Consider the following 17827-nt stretch of genomic DNA (forward strand, 5'->3'; position numbering starts at 1 on the left):
TACTGACGCGGCCCTTCTCGCCGGCATGCGGCGGAGAACACTCGTCAGCGCTGGGGTGCGTCTGCGATGAACGGTCACGGCGGCAACGTCGAGCTGCGAACGTCGAACCGACGAGCTTCAGATTCTTGCTGCTGCGCGTGTTCGATCCGGCGTCAACCATGCGGGAGATCGATGCTGCGGAGAGCCACTTCAAGGACGCGCTCGATACCCGCAAGCACGGGCTGAACCGGAACTGATACGTGAAGCTGGTCGGCCCGCTCGCGGAAAATCGGACGCAGCGAAGGTAATCTCGCCCTGGCGGGTCCCGCGGAGCGTAGCAAGGCTCCGCTACCTCTCCTACGAAGCGCTCTTCAATGGGCTTGATGATGTCTGATATTGCGACCCCGACTGAAGCGACGGAATGGAGTGCCAAGCACGGCCATCGTGCGCGACGCTGTACTCTGGCGTGAGCCGGATTCGTTGCTCGAACCACGCGGGCTGCCGGGCCAGGCAGCCGCCGACCGAGGCCAGTATGGGAGACACGAGTGACGCAGACGATCACCGAGGAGCTGATGGTGAAGTCACGGCATCGCGTAAAGGCTTACGGCGAGGTTTTCACCCCCCGGCACATGGTCAATCGCATGCTCGACCTGGTACATGAGGAGCTAGAGACCGGCCCGGACTTCGTCGACAAGACATTCCTCGAACCGGCCGCGGGCGACGGGAACTTCCTCGTCGCGATTCTGCACCGAAAGCTCCGAGCGATCCAAAAGCGGTGTCAACTTGAGTCCTGGCCAAATGAGTCCCTCTTCGCCCTCGCGTCGATTTACGGCGTCGAACTGCTCGAGGACAACCACGAGGATGCCAAGGCGGCCATGCTCGCTGAGTTCTCGCGCTTCCACGCGAGGCACGATGTCCCTTGCGGTCCCGACACGGACTTGATGCGCGCTGCATCGTTCTTGGTCGACACGAATGTCATCCGCGGCAACACCCTGACCGGCCGCGACTGGCGTGGCAATGAGATCCAGTTCTCCTGGTGGGGCAGGGTCCCCAACAGCCATGGCATGGTGCGGCGCGACCCGTTCTCCCTCGCCTCCTTGCGCGATGACAACGCCTTTGACTTCACCGTCTACGACACGTACGCGGTCTGTCGAATCGACCACGTCTACAAAGAAGCGAGAGCCGATGGCTAGCCCGAACATCAGCACGTTCCACGAGGTGATCCCCTACATCTATTCGTGGAGAACTCCCGACATCCCCAAGTACGACGGTTGGGAGAAGATCGGGTACACCGAGCAGGAGTCTGCCGAGAAGCGAATCTCCCAGCAGGCCAGTCAGCTCAACATCACGAAGATCAAGGTCTGGGCGTATAGGGCGGCGTTCATCACCGAAGACGGTGGGACTTTCCGCGACTCCGATTTTCACGCCTTCCTCAAGCAGCAGGGCATCCAGCGCGAGTTCGACCCAACCAACACGCCGAGTCGCACGGAGTGGCACAAGCTCGCCGGGGCCCCAAAGACGAGCCAGCAGTTCTTCTTCGACTTCGCCTCGAAGTCCTTCACCACACCGTTCGGGGAGTCGCGCGATGACTACGAACTGCGCCCCGAGCAGCAGCAGGCTGTCGCGCAGGCGCTGTCGGCGTTCCGCCCGCACGGTGCTGGCGAGGTCCTGTGGAACGCGAAGCCGCGATTCGGTAAGACGCTAACGACGTACGACCTGATGCGGAAGATGGATGCCAGGCGCGTCCTGATCGTCACCAATCGCCCGGCCATCGCCAACTCCTGGTTCGACGACTACCAGCGGTTCATCGGCCATCAGACCAACTACCAGTTCGTGTCCGACTCGCCGTCGCTTGCCCAACGCGGCCCAATGACCCGCGAGCAGTGGAGGGCATACTCCCTGGAGCACGTGGACGAGGACCCCCGCATCATTGAGTTCGTGTCGCTCCAAGATCTCAAGGGGTCCAAGTACTTCGGCGGCTTCATCGATAAGCTCAAGCACATCGCCGACGCCGACTGGGACTTGCTCGTCATCGACGAAGCGCATGAAGGGATCGACACGACGAAGACCGATGTCGCGTTCACTCAGATCAAGCGTCGCCATGCGCTGCATCTGTCGGGCACGCCATTCAAGGCGTTGGCGTCAGGACGCTTCGGCGACGACCAGATCTTCAACTGGACGTACGAGGACGAGCAGGTCGTCAAGGAGTCGTGGGCCGACGCCTCGGTAGACAACCCGTACGTCCAGCTCCCGACCTTGAACCTGCTGACCTACCAGCTCTCACGGATGGTGGTCGACCGGCTTGCTGAGGGCGTCGCTCTGGACGAAGAAGCGGGGAACGTCGACTACACGTTCGATCTGGCGGAGTTCTTTGCCACCAAAGAGAACGGCTTCTTCATCTACGAGGCTGACGTGGCTCGGTTCTTGGATGCGCTGGCGACGCAGGAGAAGTACCCGTTCTCCACTCCGGAGCTGCGTGACGAGATCAGGCATTCGTTCTGGCTGCTCAACCGGGTTGCGTCCGCCAAAGCGTTGGAGCGGTTGCTCAAGAAGCACCCTATCTTCGGTGAGTACACGGTCATCCTGGCGGCCGGCGATGGTCAACCGCACGCTGGCGAGAACGATGGGCTCGACGAGGATGCCGACGACTCGGTTACGGTGGGGAAGTCGCTCGACAAGGTCCGCGCGGCCATCGCAAGGGCGGAGGCCCAGGGCGGCAAAACGATCACACTGTCGGTGGGTCAGCTCACGACCGGTGTCACGGTGCCGGAGTGGACCGCGGTCATCATGCTGTCCAATCTGTCCTCGCCCGCTCTCTACATGCAGGCGGCCTTCCGGTCGCAGAACCCGTGCACATTCATGCGCGGCGACACAGTGTTCCAGAAGAAGAACGCCTACATCTTCGACTTCGCGCCTGAGCGCACGTTGACGATCTTCGACGCGTTCGCGAACAACCTCGCCCCGCACCCGCCGGTGGATGCTGGTGAGCGCAGGGAGAACATCCGCCGGCTGCTGAACTTCTTCCCCATCCTGGGTGAAGACACCGAGGGCCGGATGATTGAGCTTGACGCCGCGCAGGTCCTAACGTTCCCGCAGATGTTCAAAGCTCGTGAGGTCGTTCGGCGGGGATTCTTGTCGAACCTGCTGTTCGCGAACGTGTCTGGCATCTTCCGGGCCGTCGAGCACTTCCAGGACATACTCAACCAGCTCCCCGTCGCCAAGGAGAAGACGGCCAAGAAGGGCGATCCGGTCGAGGTTCCGATCCCGCCGCCCACCACTGATGCCGATGGAAACGTGCAGGTCGACGTCGGCACCGTCATCAACCCGAAGATCGCCGAGCTTGGCAAGCCAATCTACTCAGACGACGACGTGCCGCAGCTCGATCCGGCCACGACGAAGGCGGCTGCCGCGGCCAAGCAGGTCGCCGCAGTCATCACCGAGAAGGCGCGCGAGACGCGGGTGAATGTCGCGGCCGAGTACGGGATGACTGCGAAGCAGGTCGAGAACGACGAGAAGACTACCGAGGCACAGGTGAAGGCCAAGGTGGAGCGCGCTTACGTCGACCATCAGATCACGTTGAACCACATCGAAGCTGAAAGCAGGGACGCCGCAACGGAGGCGGAGTTCCTGGCCGTCGATGCGAAGAAGGCTGAAGCGAAGGCCGAGCTCGACGCGCAGGTGCTCGCCATCTTCCACAGCACGCTCGACAGTGTCACCGAGACCATTGTCATGCGTGAGGAGACGAGGAAGGCACAGTCGCAGGCGGACAAGACGATGGATGCCGCCCGCGATCACCTGCGCGGGTTTGCGCGCACCATCCCGATGTTCCTCATGGCCTACGGCGACCGCAAGACCACGCTCGCCAACTTCGACGACTACACGCCGGACGCCGTCTTCCACGAGATCACGGGAATCACCGAGGACGACTTCCGCAAGCTCCGCGACGGTCGCGAGGTGACCGACCCGGACAGCGGGGCTGTCACCCGCGTCCCGGGACTGTTCGACGAGGCAGTGTTCAACCAATCGATCAAGGAGTTCCTGAACAAGAAGGACGAACTCTCCGACTACTTCGACTCGGCCTTGACCGAGGACATCTTCGCGTACATCCCGCAGCAAAAGACCTCGCTCGTGTTCACCCCGAAGCCGGTCGTGCAGATGATGTGCGACACGCTGGAGGAGGCGAATCCGGGGATTTTCTCCGACCCGGACAAGACCTTTGCCGACCTGTTCTCCACCGCCGGCCTGTTCTGCATGGAGATCGTCCGCCGACTCGACAAGGGCCTGACCGACGCCATCCCTGACCAGGACGACCGTCTACGACACATCCTCACCCGACAGATCTTTGAGATGAACCCCAACGAGATCCTGCACAAGATCACCTTGGAAGCCGTGAGCGGCGGCGTTGCCGAGCGTCGAGCTTGGTTGGCAGACTCTAGACACTTCCGGGTCGGCAACCTTGCCAGGATGACCGCTGAGGAACGCGCGCACATGGTCGACGAGATGCTGGGAGACAACTGACATGACTAAGAAGTTCGATGTCGTCATCGGCAACCCTCCCTATCAGGAAGATTCGGTCGGCGACTCCACGCATAACATGCCGATCTATGGCAAATTCATGGATGCCGCCTACGAGATCGCCGAGAAGGCCGTACTCATCACTCCTGCACGCTTCCTTTTCAATGCGGGGTACACCCCGAAAGCGTGGAACGCCAAGATGCTCGCGGACCCGCACCTGTCAGTGCCCATCTACGTCCGCAACAGCACCGAGTTGTTCCCCGGCACGAAGATTCGTGCCGGCATCGCGGTGACGTACCGAGACGCAAGCCGCATGGGTGAGCCGATCGGCACGTTTACGGAGTACCCGGAACTCAACACCGTCCTTCACAAGGTCTCTGCCGCCACTGGTTTCGAATCGCTCGAGTCTGTCGGTATGACGAGCGGGCGGTCCTACAGGTACACGGACAAGATGCATGAGGACCACCCGCAGGCGACAGGCCTGCTGTCTGACGGGCACCAGTACGTCATCGGGCCGCACGCGTTTGAGCGAGTCTCGTTCTTGTACTCGTCCATCCGGCCCGATGACGAGCATGCGTACGTCGAAGTCTTTGGTCGCGTCGACAACCAACGCGTGTATCGATGGATTCGCGGTGATTACGTCACTGGTCCTGAGAGCCTCGGCAAGTACAAGGTCGCGGTACCCGCGGCCAACGAACTCAATCGATTGGGGCAGATGGCGGCCCCCGAAGTGGTCGGGCCCAATGTGGCCGTGACACAGACGTTTCTCACCATCGGCGCTTTCGGCACAGAGGCAGAGGCGCAGGCCTGCTTCAAGTACGTCAAGTCGAAGTTCGCTCGCGCGATGCTTTACGTGCTCAAGGTGACGCAGCACAACCCGCGCAGCACCTGGAAGTACGTCCCTGCTCAAGACTTCACGTCCGCATCCGACATCGACTGGTCGAAGTCGATCCCGGAGATCGACGCGCAACTCTACGCGAAGTACGATCTCGACGCCGCCGAGATTGCCTTCATCGAGGACAAGGTCACATCCATGGAGTAACCAGCGACGCCAGTGGCTGATTGTGACGATCCCGCAGGGGGTGCCCCTGTACCGTCGGTGGACTCGAGCCCATCACCACCAGGACGCCGTCGCGGCATGTCGCCCACCCTCCGTGCGGGTGCGGCTGTTATGTCGCAGGACATCGGTGACGGTGTGGCTCTTTTGTGGCCGTTTTCAACCACAAACACCGCCAATCGGGGGAATACAACGGAAAGACTTCGGCCAGCTCGATCAGCGCTTCTGCCATATAATTGCTGGTATCCACAACCAAACACGTGCGCTGAAGGCGATATGCAGCGCTGTCAGGGGGTCAGGGGTTCGAGTCCCCTCAGATCCACCAAAACCCCTGATGAATCGCAAGATTTGTCAGGGGTTTTTTCGTTGAAATCGGGAGGGTCGGCCGGATGAGTACCGGAGACGATCCGCCGGCCGCGGTGCCCACGGATCCGCTATGGTGTGGCCACGAGCCGCATCAGGCGCGTCTGCGCCGAAGCGGTGAGCGCGCCCGTGCCGCCCAGCATGACCACCCGGCGCGGCGAGAGCCGCAGGACCTCCTGCCCGGTGAACAAGGTGACGTGGCTCTTCCCGGAGAGCAGCATCGGCACGCCCTGCGTGCCGGCGACCGCACCGCCGGCCAGCGCATCCGGGAAGCTCAGGCCGCTCGTGACGTACGCGTGCGGAACCTTCGTCCAGAAGGTGCGCGTGATCGCCTCGGCCGTGGCGAAGCGGTCAGCGCCCCCCAGCCTCGTGACCGGCCCGTTCGTGTAAGCATCGAGCTGCGAGGCCACCGACGCGCTGATCACGCCCGCGCCGCCGAGCACGTAGATGCGCTGCGGGTTGAGCCGATCCAGCTCCTTGGCGGTCACGGCGGGGATCGCGCTGCGGCTCACGAGGAGCAGCGCGGATTCCCGCAGCGCCGCGGCCGGTGCGCCCGCCAGGGCGTCCGCGAAGTCCGTGCCGACGGCCACGAACGCGGCCGGCACGCCCGGGGCGAACCAGCGGCGGCTGATCGAGGCCGCGGTGGCATAGCGGTCCGAGCCCGCCACTCGCGTGACCTGGCCGGACGACGCATACGCCATCAATGCCGAGCGCACCGCATCGCTGATCACGCCGGTGCCCCCGATCACCCAGATGCGCTGGGGGTTCAGGCGGTCGAGTTCGGCCCGAGTCTTGCTGGGCAGCTGGTTCGCGAGCGTGAGCAGGATCGGCATGCCCCGCCCGCCCGCGACCGCACCGCCGGCCAGGGCGTCGGGGAAGTCGGCTCCAGTGGCGATCATCACGTCGGTGGCACCCGACGGGTACGCGTTCGAGCTCACGGCCGCTGCGGTCGCGACGCGGTCGGCGCCGGCGATCCGGGTGACCGCCGTTGCCGCGGGCCGAACTCGGATCACCGTGTCGTTGTTGCCGTTCGAGGTGGTCAGGTACAGCTGCCCGCCCGGACCGAGTACGGATGCCCGGAGCCGGCCCCACGTACCGTCGAAGAAGATCTGGTTGCCGCCCACGCCCGTGCCGTCGGTGCTGATCGTGAACCGGCGGGCGTCCGACTGCTTGAGCGTGCTCACGAAGAGGCTGCCGTTGTCGTCGGCCCACTGCGAGCTCGCGACGAAGGTGGCGCCGGACGTCGCGATCGTCGAACTGCCGGACGCCCAGATCGAGCCGATGGTGGTCGACGACGAGCCGCAGGGTCCGGTCTGGTTGCCGGTGTTGCACGGCCACCCGTAGTTGCCGCCCGCCACGATCCCGTTGAGCTCGTCGTTCACGTCCGGGCCGTGCTCGACGGCGAAGACCTGGTTCGTGCCGGGTCGCAGCGCGATGCCCTGGGGGTTGCGGTGGCCCATCGAGTACACGATGTTGCGCGTCCCGCTGATCACCGGGTTGTCGCTCGGCGCGCTGCCGTCCCGGTTCAAGCGAAGGATCTTGCCGTTGAGGCTGTTCCGGTCCTGAGCCAGCGCGGGGTTGGCGGCGTCGCCCATACCGACCCACAGCTTGCCGTTGCGATCCATCTCGAGCGCGCACCCGTTGTGGATCGTGCTGGCGAGCATGTTCGCGATGAGGATCGTCTGGCTGCCCCAGGTGCCGTCGGCGCGGACCTGGTAGCGCAGGAGCTGGTTCTTCCACCCGCCGCTGTCGGCGTACTGCCGCGAGGCGCACACGTAGACGAGGCGGTTCTTCGCGAAGTCGATGTCGACGGCGATGCCCATCACCCCGGCCTCGCTCTCGGCGCGCACGTCGGGAATGGTGATCGTGCGGACCAGGGCGGCATTCGGAGAGCCGCTGGCGTAGATCCGCACCCGTCCGGGACGCTCCGTGACGAGCATCTGGCCGTCGGGGAGGAACGCCACGTCCCAAGGGATGGTCAGCCCGACCTGTACGACCGCGGTCGACAGGGTGGGCGCGGCCGAATGGGCGGCGGGAGCTTGGATGCCGATGCCCAGGCTCAGGGCAAGTGAGACGACAAGGCTGAAAGCAAAGCTGCGACGACTGATGTGACCGGCCATGAGTCCCCCTCGCGTGGCGGAGTCGCGACCTCCCAAGTCTATGGCCGTGCGGTTCGCGTGCATTGGCTCGACAAGCGGTTCTTCCACGCTCCGAGCGCTGCCACGAAGGTCATCGAGCCTGGCGACTCCGAGAGAATGGCCTCCTGGCGCGGGTCGGCTTGGCCGTCCTTCTGGAACGCCCGGCGAGCGGCACGCGCTCAGGTGGGCTCGTCGGCTGGAACGCCGCGATCCTCCGTCACATGTTCAGCCGCGACAGCAGCTGCTCCGCACCCACGAGGCGCAGCACCTCGTACCCGAGCCCGAGTGTGCAGTACAGGGTGAGCAGCGCGCCGAACGCCTTCTCGCGCCACGAACCGGTGTCGCCGAGCAGCGGCAGCGCCAGGTAACCGTTCGGCAGCCACAGGCGGTTCAGCAGCGGGATGTCGCCGACGATCTCAGGCGGACGCGGCACCCACGGCCACAGGAGGCCCGGCAGCCCTCCCGTGGTGAGCGCGTCGCCGACGAGGTGGGCGATGAAGCCGAGCGTCACCGCGAGCGGGAACCAGGCGATCTGCTCTGGCGCGACGACGACGATGAAGAACCCCAGCGCGACGCCGACGAGCCACGCGGTGAGCCATGACTCGACGAGGTCGCGTGCCTTCACCGCGAAGGCGGTGAGCGCCGCAGTGCCGATGCCGGCGCCGATCGCGACGGTGCCGGGGTCGAAACGCCCGATCGGTTCGACGGGCACAGTCAGGGCCGTCAACGCCCAGGCGGCCGCGGCGACGATCAGCACGGCGACGGGGGAGTGCGCGCCATGGCGATGCCCGCCAGAGAGCGCGCCGATCGTGCGAGCGGCGAGCGGCCCGAGAATCGGCACCGAGCGCGAGATCGTCGCGCTGTGGTGGTCGGCGTCGGGCAGCAGGGCAGCACCTGCGCAGACGGTCGCACCCGCGACGACGCCGACGGGGTCGAGCGGGTATGCCCCCGTCGCGAGCAGGGGGGCGGCGCCGGTGACGGCGACCCATGCGGCTGCGCCGCTGATCGCGTGATTCATGCCCATCATCGATCGACGATCGTATCGGCGGCCGCCCACAGCTCAGATTCGCGCCGTAGGCTCGGAGGGTGGAAATCCGCGACATCCCCCTGACGACCATCGACGGCGACGCCGTCACCCTCGCCGACTACGCCGACGAGGTGGTGATGGTCGTGAACGTCGCGTCGAAGTGCGGGCTCACCCCGCAGTACACGAAACTCGAAGCACTTCAGCGCGAGTACGGCGACCGCGGGTTCTCGGTGCTCGGGTTCCCGTGCAACCAGTTCGCCGGCCAGGAGCCGGGCGAGGCCGCCGACATCAAGGAGTTCTGCTCGATGACCTACGGCGTGAGCTTCCCGCTGATGCAGAAGATCAAGGTGAACGGCCGCAATCGTCACCCGCTCTACGAGGCGCTCACCGAGGTTGCGGATGCCCGCGGCAAGGCCGGCCGGGTGAAATGGAACTTCGAGAAGTTCGTGATCCAGCCCGGCGGCGACGTGTTCCGCTTCAGGCCGACGACCGAGCCCGACGACCCCGAGATCATCGCGGTGATCGAGCGCGGCATCTCCGAGCGGCGCGTGGCCTGAGGCATCCGCACTCACCCGGCGCGGTTCCTTGACCGCTCGCGTGGTGCGGCCCACAATTGGGGGGTCTATCCGAATGCAGGGGAGCGGAGACCGAATGTCCGACGTGTACGCCCGTCCGAGTCACGACGACCAGCCCACGGTGCCCGACTTCGCGCCGCCGCCGCTGTCGGTCGATGACGCGACCACCGCACCGCCCGAGAAGGCCGCCGAGGGGCGCCCGTGGAGCCGCGACCTGCGGTTCATGCTCGTCGTCCTCGCGGCGATCGTGGCGCTCTTCCTCGCGTTCGCGCTGCTCATCGCCTTCAGCCCCACGGGTGCGGCGATCAGCGCCCTGGCGATCATCGCCGCACCGATCGCCACGATGGTCGCCGCCTACTACGGCATCTCGCTCGCCCTGCGCCAGGTGCGCGACGCGCGCGACGCCGCCGAGTCGTCGGAGGCGCGGGCACGGGCGGCGGAGACGAGCGCACGTGAGTCCGATGCCTGGGCCGCGCAGATGGAGTCGGGGCTTCGGGTATCGGTGGCGAAGCTGAGGGCGGCCGGCGTCGACACCCGCGACGTCGAGCGAGCAGCGGGTACGCCCGACGAATTCTTCTGATCGACTCGTGGCGACGCTGAGCCGCCGCGCGAACGGTCTCGCCCATTCCGGGCGAGACCGTTCGACGTTCAGAGCTCGGCGAGCAGCGAAAGCGGCTGCTCGATGCACCCCGCGACGAAGGTCAGGAACGCCGCCGCCTCGGCGCCGTCGCACACGCGGTGGTCGAACGACAGCGTGAGCTCGGTGACCGTGCGCACCGCGAGGGCTCCGTCGATGACCCATGGGCGCTCGACGAGGCGTCCGATGCCGAGCATCGCCGCCTCGGGGTGGTTGATGATCGCCGCGGAGCCGTCGACGCCGAGTGTGCCGTAGTTGTTGAGTGTGAAGGTGCCGCCGGAGAGCGCCGCCGGAGCGAAGACGCCGGTCGCGGCGGCCTCGGTCTGGGCGCCGATCGCGTCGCGCAGCTCGCGCAGGCTCATGCGTTCCGTGCCGTGTACGACCGGCACCATGAGGCCGCGCGGTGTCTGGGCCGCGAGTCCGAGGTTGACCGCGCCGTGCAGCACGACCTCGTCGTGCTCGGCGTCGAAGCTCGAGTTGAGGCGCGGGTGCTTGCGCAGGCCAGCGACGACGAAGCGTGCGACGAGGGCGGTCGTGCCGAATCGTTCGCCGGTCGCCGCGTGCAACTGCTTGCGGGCGGCGACGAGTGCGGTCGCATCGACGTCCATCCAGACGGTCGCCTCGGGGATCTCACGGCGCGAGCGCGAGAAATGCGCGGCGGCGGCGCGGCCGATGCGGTCGAGCGGGATCCGCTCGTCACCGGAGCCTGGCGCGGCGGCGGTCGCGGGCGCCGGCGTCGACGGTGCGGATGCCTCGACGACGGCCTGCGGCATCGTCGTCTGCGGCATCGCCTGCTGTTCGCCGATGAAGGCCTCGACGTCGCGGCGCATGACGAGATGGTCGGGGCCCGAGCCGTCGAGCTGCGAGGCGTCGAAGCCGTGCTGGCGGGCGAGTCGGCGCACGATCGGGGAGACCACGGGGGAGCGGCGCGCGCTGTCGAGGCGGGAGCGAGCGGCGACCCCGCCGCCGCCCGCTCCGGTGCCCGGGTCTGAGCCCGTCGCGGCTCCGGTGCGGCGACGCCCGAATCGCGCCGGTGCGGTGACCGCCCGCTTCGTCACGGTCGAGGCGCGGGTGCCGTAGCCGATCAGTACCGCGCCCGACTCCTCGGTCGCGACCTCGGTGGGCGCCGCGACGCCGGGTTCGGCGGCGACAGATGCGGTCGGTGCCCCGGGCTCCGGGGCGGCGACCGGCACGGCGGAAGCGGCCGGCGTGGGCTCCGAGGCATCCTGATTCGACGGCGAACCACCCGCCGCGACCTCGGAGCCGAGCGTCATGAGCACCGTGCCGGCGTGCAGCGTCTCGCCGACCTCGCCGCCGAGCGACTCGACCACGCCCCCGAACGGGGTCGGGAGCTGCACGACCGACTTCGCCGACTCGAGCTCGACGACGGGCTGGTCGATCGCCACCTCGTCGCCCGGGGCGACGAGCCATGCGACGATCTCGGCCTCGGTGAGACCCTCGCCGAGGTCGGGCAGGATGAACTCGCGGCTCATGCGTCCCACTCCCAGGTGTCGAGCGCCGCGAGGATGCGGTCGGGGGTCGGCAGCTGGTGCTCCTCGAGCTTCGGCGAGGGGTACGGGATGTCGAACCCGGCGATGCGCAGCACCGGCGCCGCGAGGTGGTGGAAGTTGCGCTCGGTCACGCGGGCGGCGACCTCGGCCCCGTAGCCGCCGAACTGCGCCGCCTCGTGGATGACGGCGGCACGCGAGGTCTTGCGCACCGACGCGCCGACCGTCTCGTCGTCGAAGGGCGACAGGGTGCGCAGGTCGACGACCTCGATCGAGAGGCCCTCGTGTTCGGCCGCGTCGGCCGCTTCGAGCGCGGTGCGCACCGTCGGTCCGTAGGCGAGCAGCGTGACGTCGTCGCCCGTGCGCACGACCTCGGCGCGGTCCATCGGCGCGGTCGTCACCGGCAGGGCGATCGGCGCCTTCGACCAGTACCGGCTCTTCGGCTCCATGAAGACGACGGGGTCGTCGCTGTCGATCGCCTCGCGCAGCATCGAGTACGCGTCGGCCGGGTTCGAGGGCATCACGACCGTGAGGCCGGGCGTCGACGCCCAGTACGACTCGGACGAGTCGGAGTGGTGCTCGACGCCGCCGATCGCGCCCGCGCACGGGATGCGGACGACCATCGGCAGGGTGACGCGGCCCTTGGTGCGGTTGCGCATCTTCGCGACGTGCGACACCATCTGCTCGAACGCGGGGTAGCTGAACGCGTCGAACTGCATCTCGACGACGGGGCGCATGCCGTACATCGCCATGCCGATCGCCGTGCCGATGATGCCCGATTCGGCCAGCGGCGAGTCCCAGATGCGCTCCTCGCCGAACTCGGCCTGCAGTCCGTCGGTGATGCGGAACACGCCGCCGAGCGGCCCCACGTCCTCGCCGTACACGATCACGCGATCGTCGGCGTCCATCGCGTCGCGGAGGGCCGCGTTCAAGGCGCCCGCCATGGTCAGCTGCGTCGGCGCGGATGCCTCGGGGCGGGCGTCCTTCGTCACGGTGGCGGTCATCGGGCGTCCTCCTGGTGGGTGCCGGCGGCGGCGAGTTCGGCGGCGAGCGCGGCACGCTGCGCTGCGAGCGCGGCGCGAGGGCGGGCGTAGACGTGATCGAACAGTTCGAGCGGGTCGAGTTCGGCTTCGGCGGTCATGACCTCTCGTGTCGCCGCCGCCAGCCCTTCGGCCTCGTCGGTGATCTCGGCCCGGAGGGTCTCGGTGAGCGCCCCCTCGGAGACGAGGTACTTCTCGAGCCGCTCGATCGGGTCGCGCCGCTTCCAGTGCTCGACGTCGCGGGCCGCGCGGTAGCGGCTCGGGTCGTCGGAGTTCGTGTGCGGCTCGATGCGGTAGGTGACGCCCTCGATGAGGGTCGGCCCGCCGCCTGCGCGGGCGCGCTCGACGGCGGCGTGCGTGATCGCGTACATCGCGGCGACGTCGTTGCCGTCGACGTGGAACCCCGGCATGCCGTAGCCGACGGCCTTGTCGGCGAGGGTCGCGGCGCGGGTCTGCTTCTCGAGCGGCACGCTGATGGCGAACTGGTTGTTCTGCACGATGAAGACGGTCGGGGTCTGCCAGACCGCTGCGAAGTTGAACGCCTCGTGGGCATCGCCCTCGCTCGTGGCGCCGTCGCCGAGGAAGGTGAGGGCGACGATCGGGTCGCGGCGGAGTCGTGCGGCGTGCGCGAGGCCGACGGCGTGGAGGGCCTGCGTGGCGAGCGGCGTCGCCTGCGCGGCCGCGCGGAACTCGTGCTGGTCGTAGCCGTTGTGCCAGTCGCCGCGGAAGGACTGCAGGATGTCGGCGGGGGCGATGCCGCGCGTGAGCAGGGCGATGCTGTCGCGGTAGGTCGGGAAGAGCCAGTCGGCCCGGTCGAGGGATGCGACGGCGCCGATCTCGCACGCCTCCTGGCCGTATGCCGAGGGGTAGGTCGCGAGGCGGCCCTGCTTGGTGAGCGCGGTGACCTGCACGTCGAAACGACGGGCGACGACCATCTTGCGGTAGAGACCGAGGAGCGTCTCGGTGTCGGGCAGCGAGAATCCGCCGGTCGTGTGGCCGGTGACGGCATGACCCGCGTTGTCGAGAAGGCGGAGTGGCTTCTCCGACGGCAGGGTTCGGGTCGGGGCGTGCTCGACATTGAGGCTCATGGTGCCATCGTGCGACATGGTCGCCCCGGCACGTCGGGCGTGTCATCCAAGCGTGAACGAACGGCTCACGGGGCGCGAAACCGTTGCCGATCGTCCACCCGCAGCGGGCTCAGGTGCGCCAGATGTCCAAGGTCTGGGCGGGCGGATGACCCTCGATCTCCTCGAGGATGAGATGCGATCTGGTCGACACGACGCCGGGCATGTCGTGGATGTCGCGGAGGATCGCCTGGCTCAGCTGCTCGTGGTCGGGGGCACTGACCGTGAGGATGATGTCGATGTCGCCCGACACCGCCTGGACCTTCTCGACGAAGGGGAGGGTGGCGAGCTTCGCCGCGATCTCCTCCCAGGAGACCTCGCCGATGCGCACCACGACGAGCGCCGAGATGTGAAGACCGATCGAACGGCGGTCGATCTGGGCGCCGAACCCCGTGATGACGCCGCGCTGCTGCAACTGCTGAAGCCGGTTGTGCGCTGCCGTGCGCGAGATGTGGACACGGTCGGCGAGGGTTCGCACCGACAGCCGACCGTCGCGGCTCAGTTCGGCCACGATTCGGCGGTCGATGCTGTCGAGCGGCTCGTTGCGGTTCGGTGATTGCGGGGTCATCGTCGTCCTCATGCTTCACGCTCAGCGTACCGGGTCGAGCGTCGCACACGTCGAAGCGAGTTCCGCATCGGAGCGTGGCGGACCGCGGCGGGAAGCAACGGCCACACGAGGGCGACTCCCCGCAGCCATCCCGCGCTCACGCGCTCCGCGCGGGCGGTCCACCGGAAGCCGTAGGCGGCGCGGATCGGCGGTGGCAGGAGGGCCGCGGTGAGCAGACGGACGAGCGGCAGCATGAGGCGTGTGCCGGGGGGCAGCGCGGCCGACCCGCCGAGCAGGGTGCGGGCGACCCGACGGGCGTCGTCACCGACGGATGCCTCGGCGAGGCGCGCGTGCCACCATTCGTCGAACTCGGCCCGGCTCCCGGGCCAGCCCTCGCCGCCGGCCTGGAGGCTCGCGCCCAGCGGGGCGTAGCCGCGCACGATCGCGTCGGCGCGGGCCTCGTCGATCGAGCCCCAGAGGCGCTCCTCGAGCGTGAGCGCCGTCGCGAGCAGGGTCGACGCGACCCAGCGCTGGGCGTCGGCGTCGAACGCCGAATATCGGATCGATTCCGCGCCGACGGAGTCGACGTCGACGGACCCGCCTCGCACGGGCGCGTGACGGGCGTTGACTCGCCGGACGGCGGAACGCCGCACCTCCCCGTCGCCGAAGCCGACCGCGTAGATGTAGTCGAGCGTGCCGAACAGCCGGTCGAGCGGGCGGCCCGCGAAGTCGCTGTGGCGTGCCACACCGCGCGCGACGCGCGGGTCGGCGAGCTGCAGGAGGATGGCGGCGCCGCCGCCGAGCAGGAGGACGCCTTCGGCCGCGTGGCGTCGGAACAGCTCGGTGTGTGGTGCGGGGTCGGTGTGCGGGGCGCTCATCAATACCAATTGAACCGCTCGGAGTGGGCCCAGGCTCCGCACGGCGCTCCGTAGCGCTCGCCGATGTACGACAGCCCCCACTCGATCTGGGTGGCGGCGTTCGTGCGCCAATCGGCGCCCGCCGACGCCATCTTGCTGCCGGGCAGCGACTGCGGGATCCCGTACGCCCCGCTCGAGGCGTTGTACGCGTCGGCGCGCCAACCCGACTCCCGCGTCCAGAGCAGCACAAGGCACTCGTACTGGCTCGAATTCCAGCCGTAGCGGCCGATCGCTCGGGCGGCGTAGGCCTTCGCCGCCTCGGGGTCGACGACGACGCCCGGTGGAGGAGCGGCGGAGCCGCCGCCGGACCCGTCCGACCCACCGGAGCCGCCCGAGTCGTCGTCCGCTTCGGCCGCGGCCCGTTCTCTGGCCTCGGCTTCGAGTCGGGCCTGTTCGCCGACCCGGTAGCGCCGTTCGAGCTCGACCGTCCGATCGCGAAGGCTCGCGAGCTGGGCGTAGAGCGTGTCGAGCGCGGTTCGCTGTTCGGCGAGTCGCGCCTCGGCCGAGAGGTGCGCATCCTCCGCATCCGCCGCGGTGCGGTCGGCCTCGCGAGAGAGCCGCGTCCGCTCCCGCTCGGCGACCTCGGCCTGGGCGCTGATCGAACCGAACTCCGCACGGGCGGTCTCAGCGTGCGCGGCCACCCCCGCGTAGACGTCGGCGAGCTGGGCACTCCGCGAGAGCCCGTCGAGCAGTTCGTCCGCGTCTGCCCCGGCGAGCAGCTGAAGCGTGACGTCCGCGCCGCCGGTTCGTGCGAGCATGCCGGTGAGGCGCCCGAACTCCGCCTGCGACGCGCTCGCGGTCTGCGCGGCCGCCTCGGACGCCGCCCTGAGTACGGTCGCCCGTTCGGCTGCGTCGCGTCGGGCGGCCTCCGCGGCGGCCGCGACAGCGGCGGCTTCGACCGCGGCGTCGCCGAGCACGGCGGCCTCGCCCTCGAGCCGGTCGACCAGTGCGGTGATGCGTGTCGACGTGGCCTCGCGCGCGGCGACGCTCTGCTTGGCCGCCTCGACCTCGCCCCAGCTGGGGTACTCGTCCGAGGCTGCGGCCGGCGCCGCCACCGCGCCGAGCGCGATGACGAGCGTGAGCACGCTCGCGGCGCACGCGATCGGGCCTCCTCGGCGCATCGACTCACCCCCTTCGAGGCCGCGAGTCTACCCACGCCGCCTCTCGGCGGCTGATCGGACACGCAGCGTACACTCGGCGGGTGCGTTCGTCCCGGCTCCTGTTCCCACTCCTCGTCGTCGTCTCCGCGGCGGCGTTCGCGGGGTGCGCGGGTGCAGCGCCGGCGACCACCCCGGCGGCATCGCCGACTCCGTCGGTGACCCCGACCCCGACCCCCATCGATCCGGTGGCGGCCTGGGTCGACGAGCGGATGTCGGGCCTCACGACCCAGGAGAAGGCGGCAGCGCTTCTCATGCTGCACGCGCCCGGAACCGACCCGGCGCCGTCGCGCGCGCTCCTCGACGCGGGTGCCTCGGGCGTCATCCTCATGGGCGATAACATCGCGGGCGACGCGCCTGCGCTCGCAGCGCTGACGGCCGCACTCGTCGCCGACCCCGAGTTGCCGCCGCTCATCGGCGTCGACCAGGAGGGCGGCGAGGTCTCGCGACTCGACTGGGACTCCGCCGCGAGCGCGGCGACACTGCGAGACGCGCCGCCCGACGCGACCCGCGAGGCGTTCGCCGCGCGCGCCGCGAGCGTCGCCGCAGGAGGCGCGAACGTGAACTTCGGCGTCATCGCGGATGTCACGGCCGATCCCGGCTCATTCATCTTCGGCCGGGTGCTCGGAACCGACCCGGCCGGCGCGGCCGAGCGGGTCGGGGCGGCGGTCGCGGGCGAGCGCGGCACGGCGGCGAGCACGCTCAAACACTTCCCCGGACACGGGGCTGCGCCGGGCGACTCGCACACGAGCATCCCGACCGCGCCCTCGAGTCTCGCCGAGTGGCGGGGCGGCCCGGCGCTGCCATTCACCGCGGGCATCGATGCCGGCGCCGAACTCGTGATGACCGGGCACCTCGCCTACCCGGCCGTCGACGCGGCGCCGGCCTCGCTCTCGCCGGAATGGCACCGTATCCTTCGCGATGAGCTCGGCTTCGAAGGCGTCGTCGTGACCGATGACATGCTCATGCTGCAGCACAACGGGCTCGCCGAGTACGCCGATCCGGGAGAGAACGCCGTGCGCGCGGTCGCGGCGGGTGCCGACCTGCTGCTGTACGTGCTGCCGGCCGATCCCTCGGAGTTCGGCATCTCGATCGATGGGCTCGTCGCGTCGCTCACGACCGCGGTCGACGCGGGGCGCATCTCCGAGGAGCGACTCGACGACGCGGTACGGCACGTGCTCACGCTTCGTCGTTCGCTCGCGTGAACGGAGCAGCTCGAGGAGTTTTTCCATACGTGGGAATA

The 17827-nt window shown here is 68.3% G+C and carries 14 protein-coding genes; 6 read left to right on the forward strand and 8 right to left on the reverse strand.

Annotated elements, in window-relative coordinates:
- The first annotated feature begins 524 nt into the window (after window positions 1-524).
- The 3 genes from H516_RS17910 to H516_RS0102645 are packed head-to-tail and all read left to right on the forward strand — an operon-like array spanning window position 525 to window position 5536.
- Window positions 525-1172 (forward strand): DNA methyltransferase family protein, encoded by a 648-nt coding sequence (locus H516_RS17910; protein WP_022888174.1) that lies wholly within the window; start codon window positions 525-527, stop codon window positions 1170-1172.
- On the forward strand, window positions 1165-4497 hold the full coding sequence (locus H516_RS0102640; protein WP_022888175.1) for a DEAD/DEAH box helicase: 3333 nt from the start codon (window positions 1165-1167) through the stop codon (window positions 4495-4497). The genes H516_RS17910 and H516_RS0102640 overlap by 8 nt, the downstream gene beginning before the upstream one ends.
- A 1-nt stretch (window position 4498) precedes the next feature.
- Window positions 4499-5536 (forward strand): Eco57I restriction-modification methylase domain-containing protein, encoded by a 1038-nt coding sequence (locus H516_RS0102645; RefSeq protein WP_022888176.1) that lies wholly within the window; start codon window positions 4499-4501, stop codon window positions 5534-5536.
- A 449-nt stretch (window positions 5537-5985) separates the two neighbouring features.
- On the opposite strand, the gene H516_RS21110 is transcribed toward H516_RS0102645, so the two are convergent.
- Both H516_RS21110 and H516_RS0102655 read right to left on the reverse strand, forming a co-directional pair.
- On the reverse strand, window positions 5986-8034 hold the full coding sequence (locus H516_RS21110) for a PQQ-dependent sugar dehydrogenase (protein WP_022888177.1): 2049 nt from the start codon (window positions 8032-8034) through the stop codon (window positions 5986-5988).
- Window positions 8035-8269: 235 nt separating this feature from the next.
- On the reverse strand, window positions 8270-9070 hold the full coding sequence (locus tag H516_RS0102655; RefSeq protein ID WP_169513487.1) for a metal-dependent hydrolase: 801 nt from the start codon (window positions 9068-9070) through the stop codon (window positions 8270-8272).
- A gap of 68 nt (window positions 9071-9138) precedes the next feature.
- Between H516_RS0102655 and H516_RS0102660 the strand changes: the two genes are divergently transcribed.
- Both H516_RS0102660 and H516_RS0102665 read left to right on the forward strand, forming a co-directional pair.
- Window positions 9139-9636: a glutathione peroxidase gene (locus tag H516_RS0102660; protein ID WP_022888179.1), complete on the forward strand. Its 498-nt coding sequence runs from the start codon at window positions 9139-9141 to the stop codon at window positions 9634-9636.
- 94 nt (window positions 9637-9730) lie between these two features.
- Complete coding sequence (locus tag H516_RS0102665; protein ID WP_022888180.1) at window positions 9731-10234, forward strand: hypothetical protein; 504 nt, start codon at window positions 9731-9733, stop codon at window positions 10232-10234.
- A 68-nt stretch (window positions 10235-10302) separates the two neighbouring features.
- On the opposite strand, the gene H516_RS0102670 is transcribed toward H516_RS0102665, so the two are convergent.
- From H516_RS0102670 to H516_RS22485, 6 genes are all read right to left on the reverse strand, one after another.
- Complete coding sequence (locus tag H516_RS0102670; RefSeq protein ID WP_022888181.1) at window positions 10303-11784, reverse strand: dihydrolipoamide acetyltransferase family protein; 1482 nt, start codon at window positions 11782-11784, stop codon at window positions 10303-10305.
- Window positions 11781-12803, reverse strand: a complete 1023-nt coding sequence (locus H516_RS0102675) for an alpha-ketoacid dehydrogenase subunit beta (protein ID WP_022888182.1) — start codon at window positions 12801-12803, stop codon at window positions 11781-11783. The genes H516_RS0102670 and H516_RS0102675 overlap by 4 nt, the downstream gene beginning before the upstream one ends.
- Window positions 12800-13927, reverse strand: a complete 1128-nt coding sequence (pdhA, locus tag H516_RS0102680; RefSeq protein ID WP_026378329.1) for a pyruvate dehydrogenase (acetyl-transferring) E1 component subunit alpha — start codon at window positions 13925-13927, stop codon at window positions 12800-12802. Before pdhA ends, H516_RS0102675 begins: the two co-directional genes overlap by 4 nt.
- A gap of 109 nt (window positions 13928-14036) precedes the next feature.
- Window positions 14037-14531, reverse strand: a complete 495-nt coding sequence (locus tag H516_RS0102685) for an Lrp/AsnC family transcriptional regulator (protein ID WP_026378330.1) — start codon at window positions 14529-14531, stop codon at window positions 14037-14039.
- Window positions 14532-14539: 8 nt separating this feature from the next.
- Window positions 14540-15388 carry an oxygenase MpaB family protein gene (locus H516_RS0102690; protein ID WP_022888185.1) on the reverse strand — a complete coding sequence of 283 codons (849 nt, stop codon included), beginning with the start codon at window positions 15386-15388 and terminating at the stop codon, window positions 14540-14542.
- Window positions 15388-16548 (reverse strand): aggregation-promoting factor C-terminal-like domain-containing protein, encoded by a 1161-nt coding sequence (locus H516_RS22485; RefSeq protein ID WP_022888186.1) that lies wholly within the window; start codon window positions 16546-16548, stop codon window positions 15388-15390. Before H516_RS22485 ends, H516_RS0102690 begins: the two co-directional genes overlap by 1 nt.
- An 80-nt stretch (window positions 16549-16628) precedes the next feature.
- Here H516_RS22485 and H516_RS17920 point away from each other — a divergent pair, with 80 nt between their 5' ends.
- The gene (locus H516_RS17920; protein ID WP_033196756.1) at window positions 16629-17789 is read left to right on the forward strand and encodes a glycoside hydrolase family 3 N-terminal domain-containing protein; all 1161 of its coding nucleotides are present in this window, start codon (window positions 16629-16631) and stop codon (window positions 17787-17789) included.
- Window positions 17790-17827: the final 38 nt, after the last annotated feature.

It is taken from the genome of Agromyces italicus DSM 16388, assembly GCF_000421545.1.
GTDB classification, from domain to species: Bacteria; Actinomycetota; Actinomycetes; order Actinomycetales; family Microbacteriaceae; genus Agromyces; species Agromyces italicus.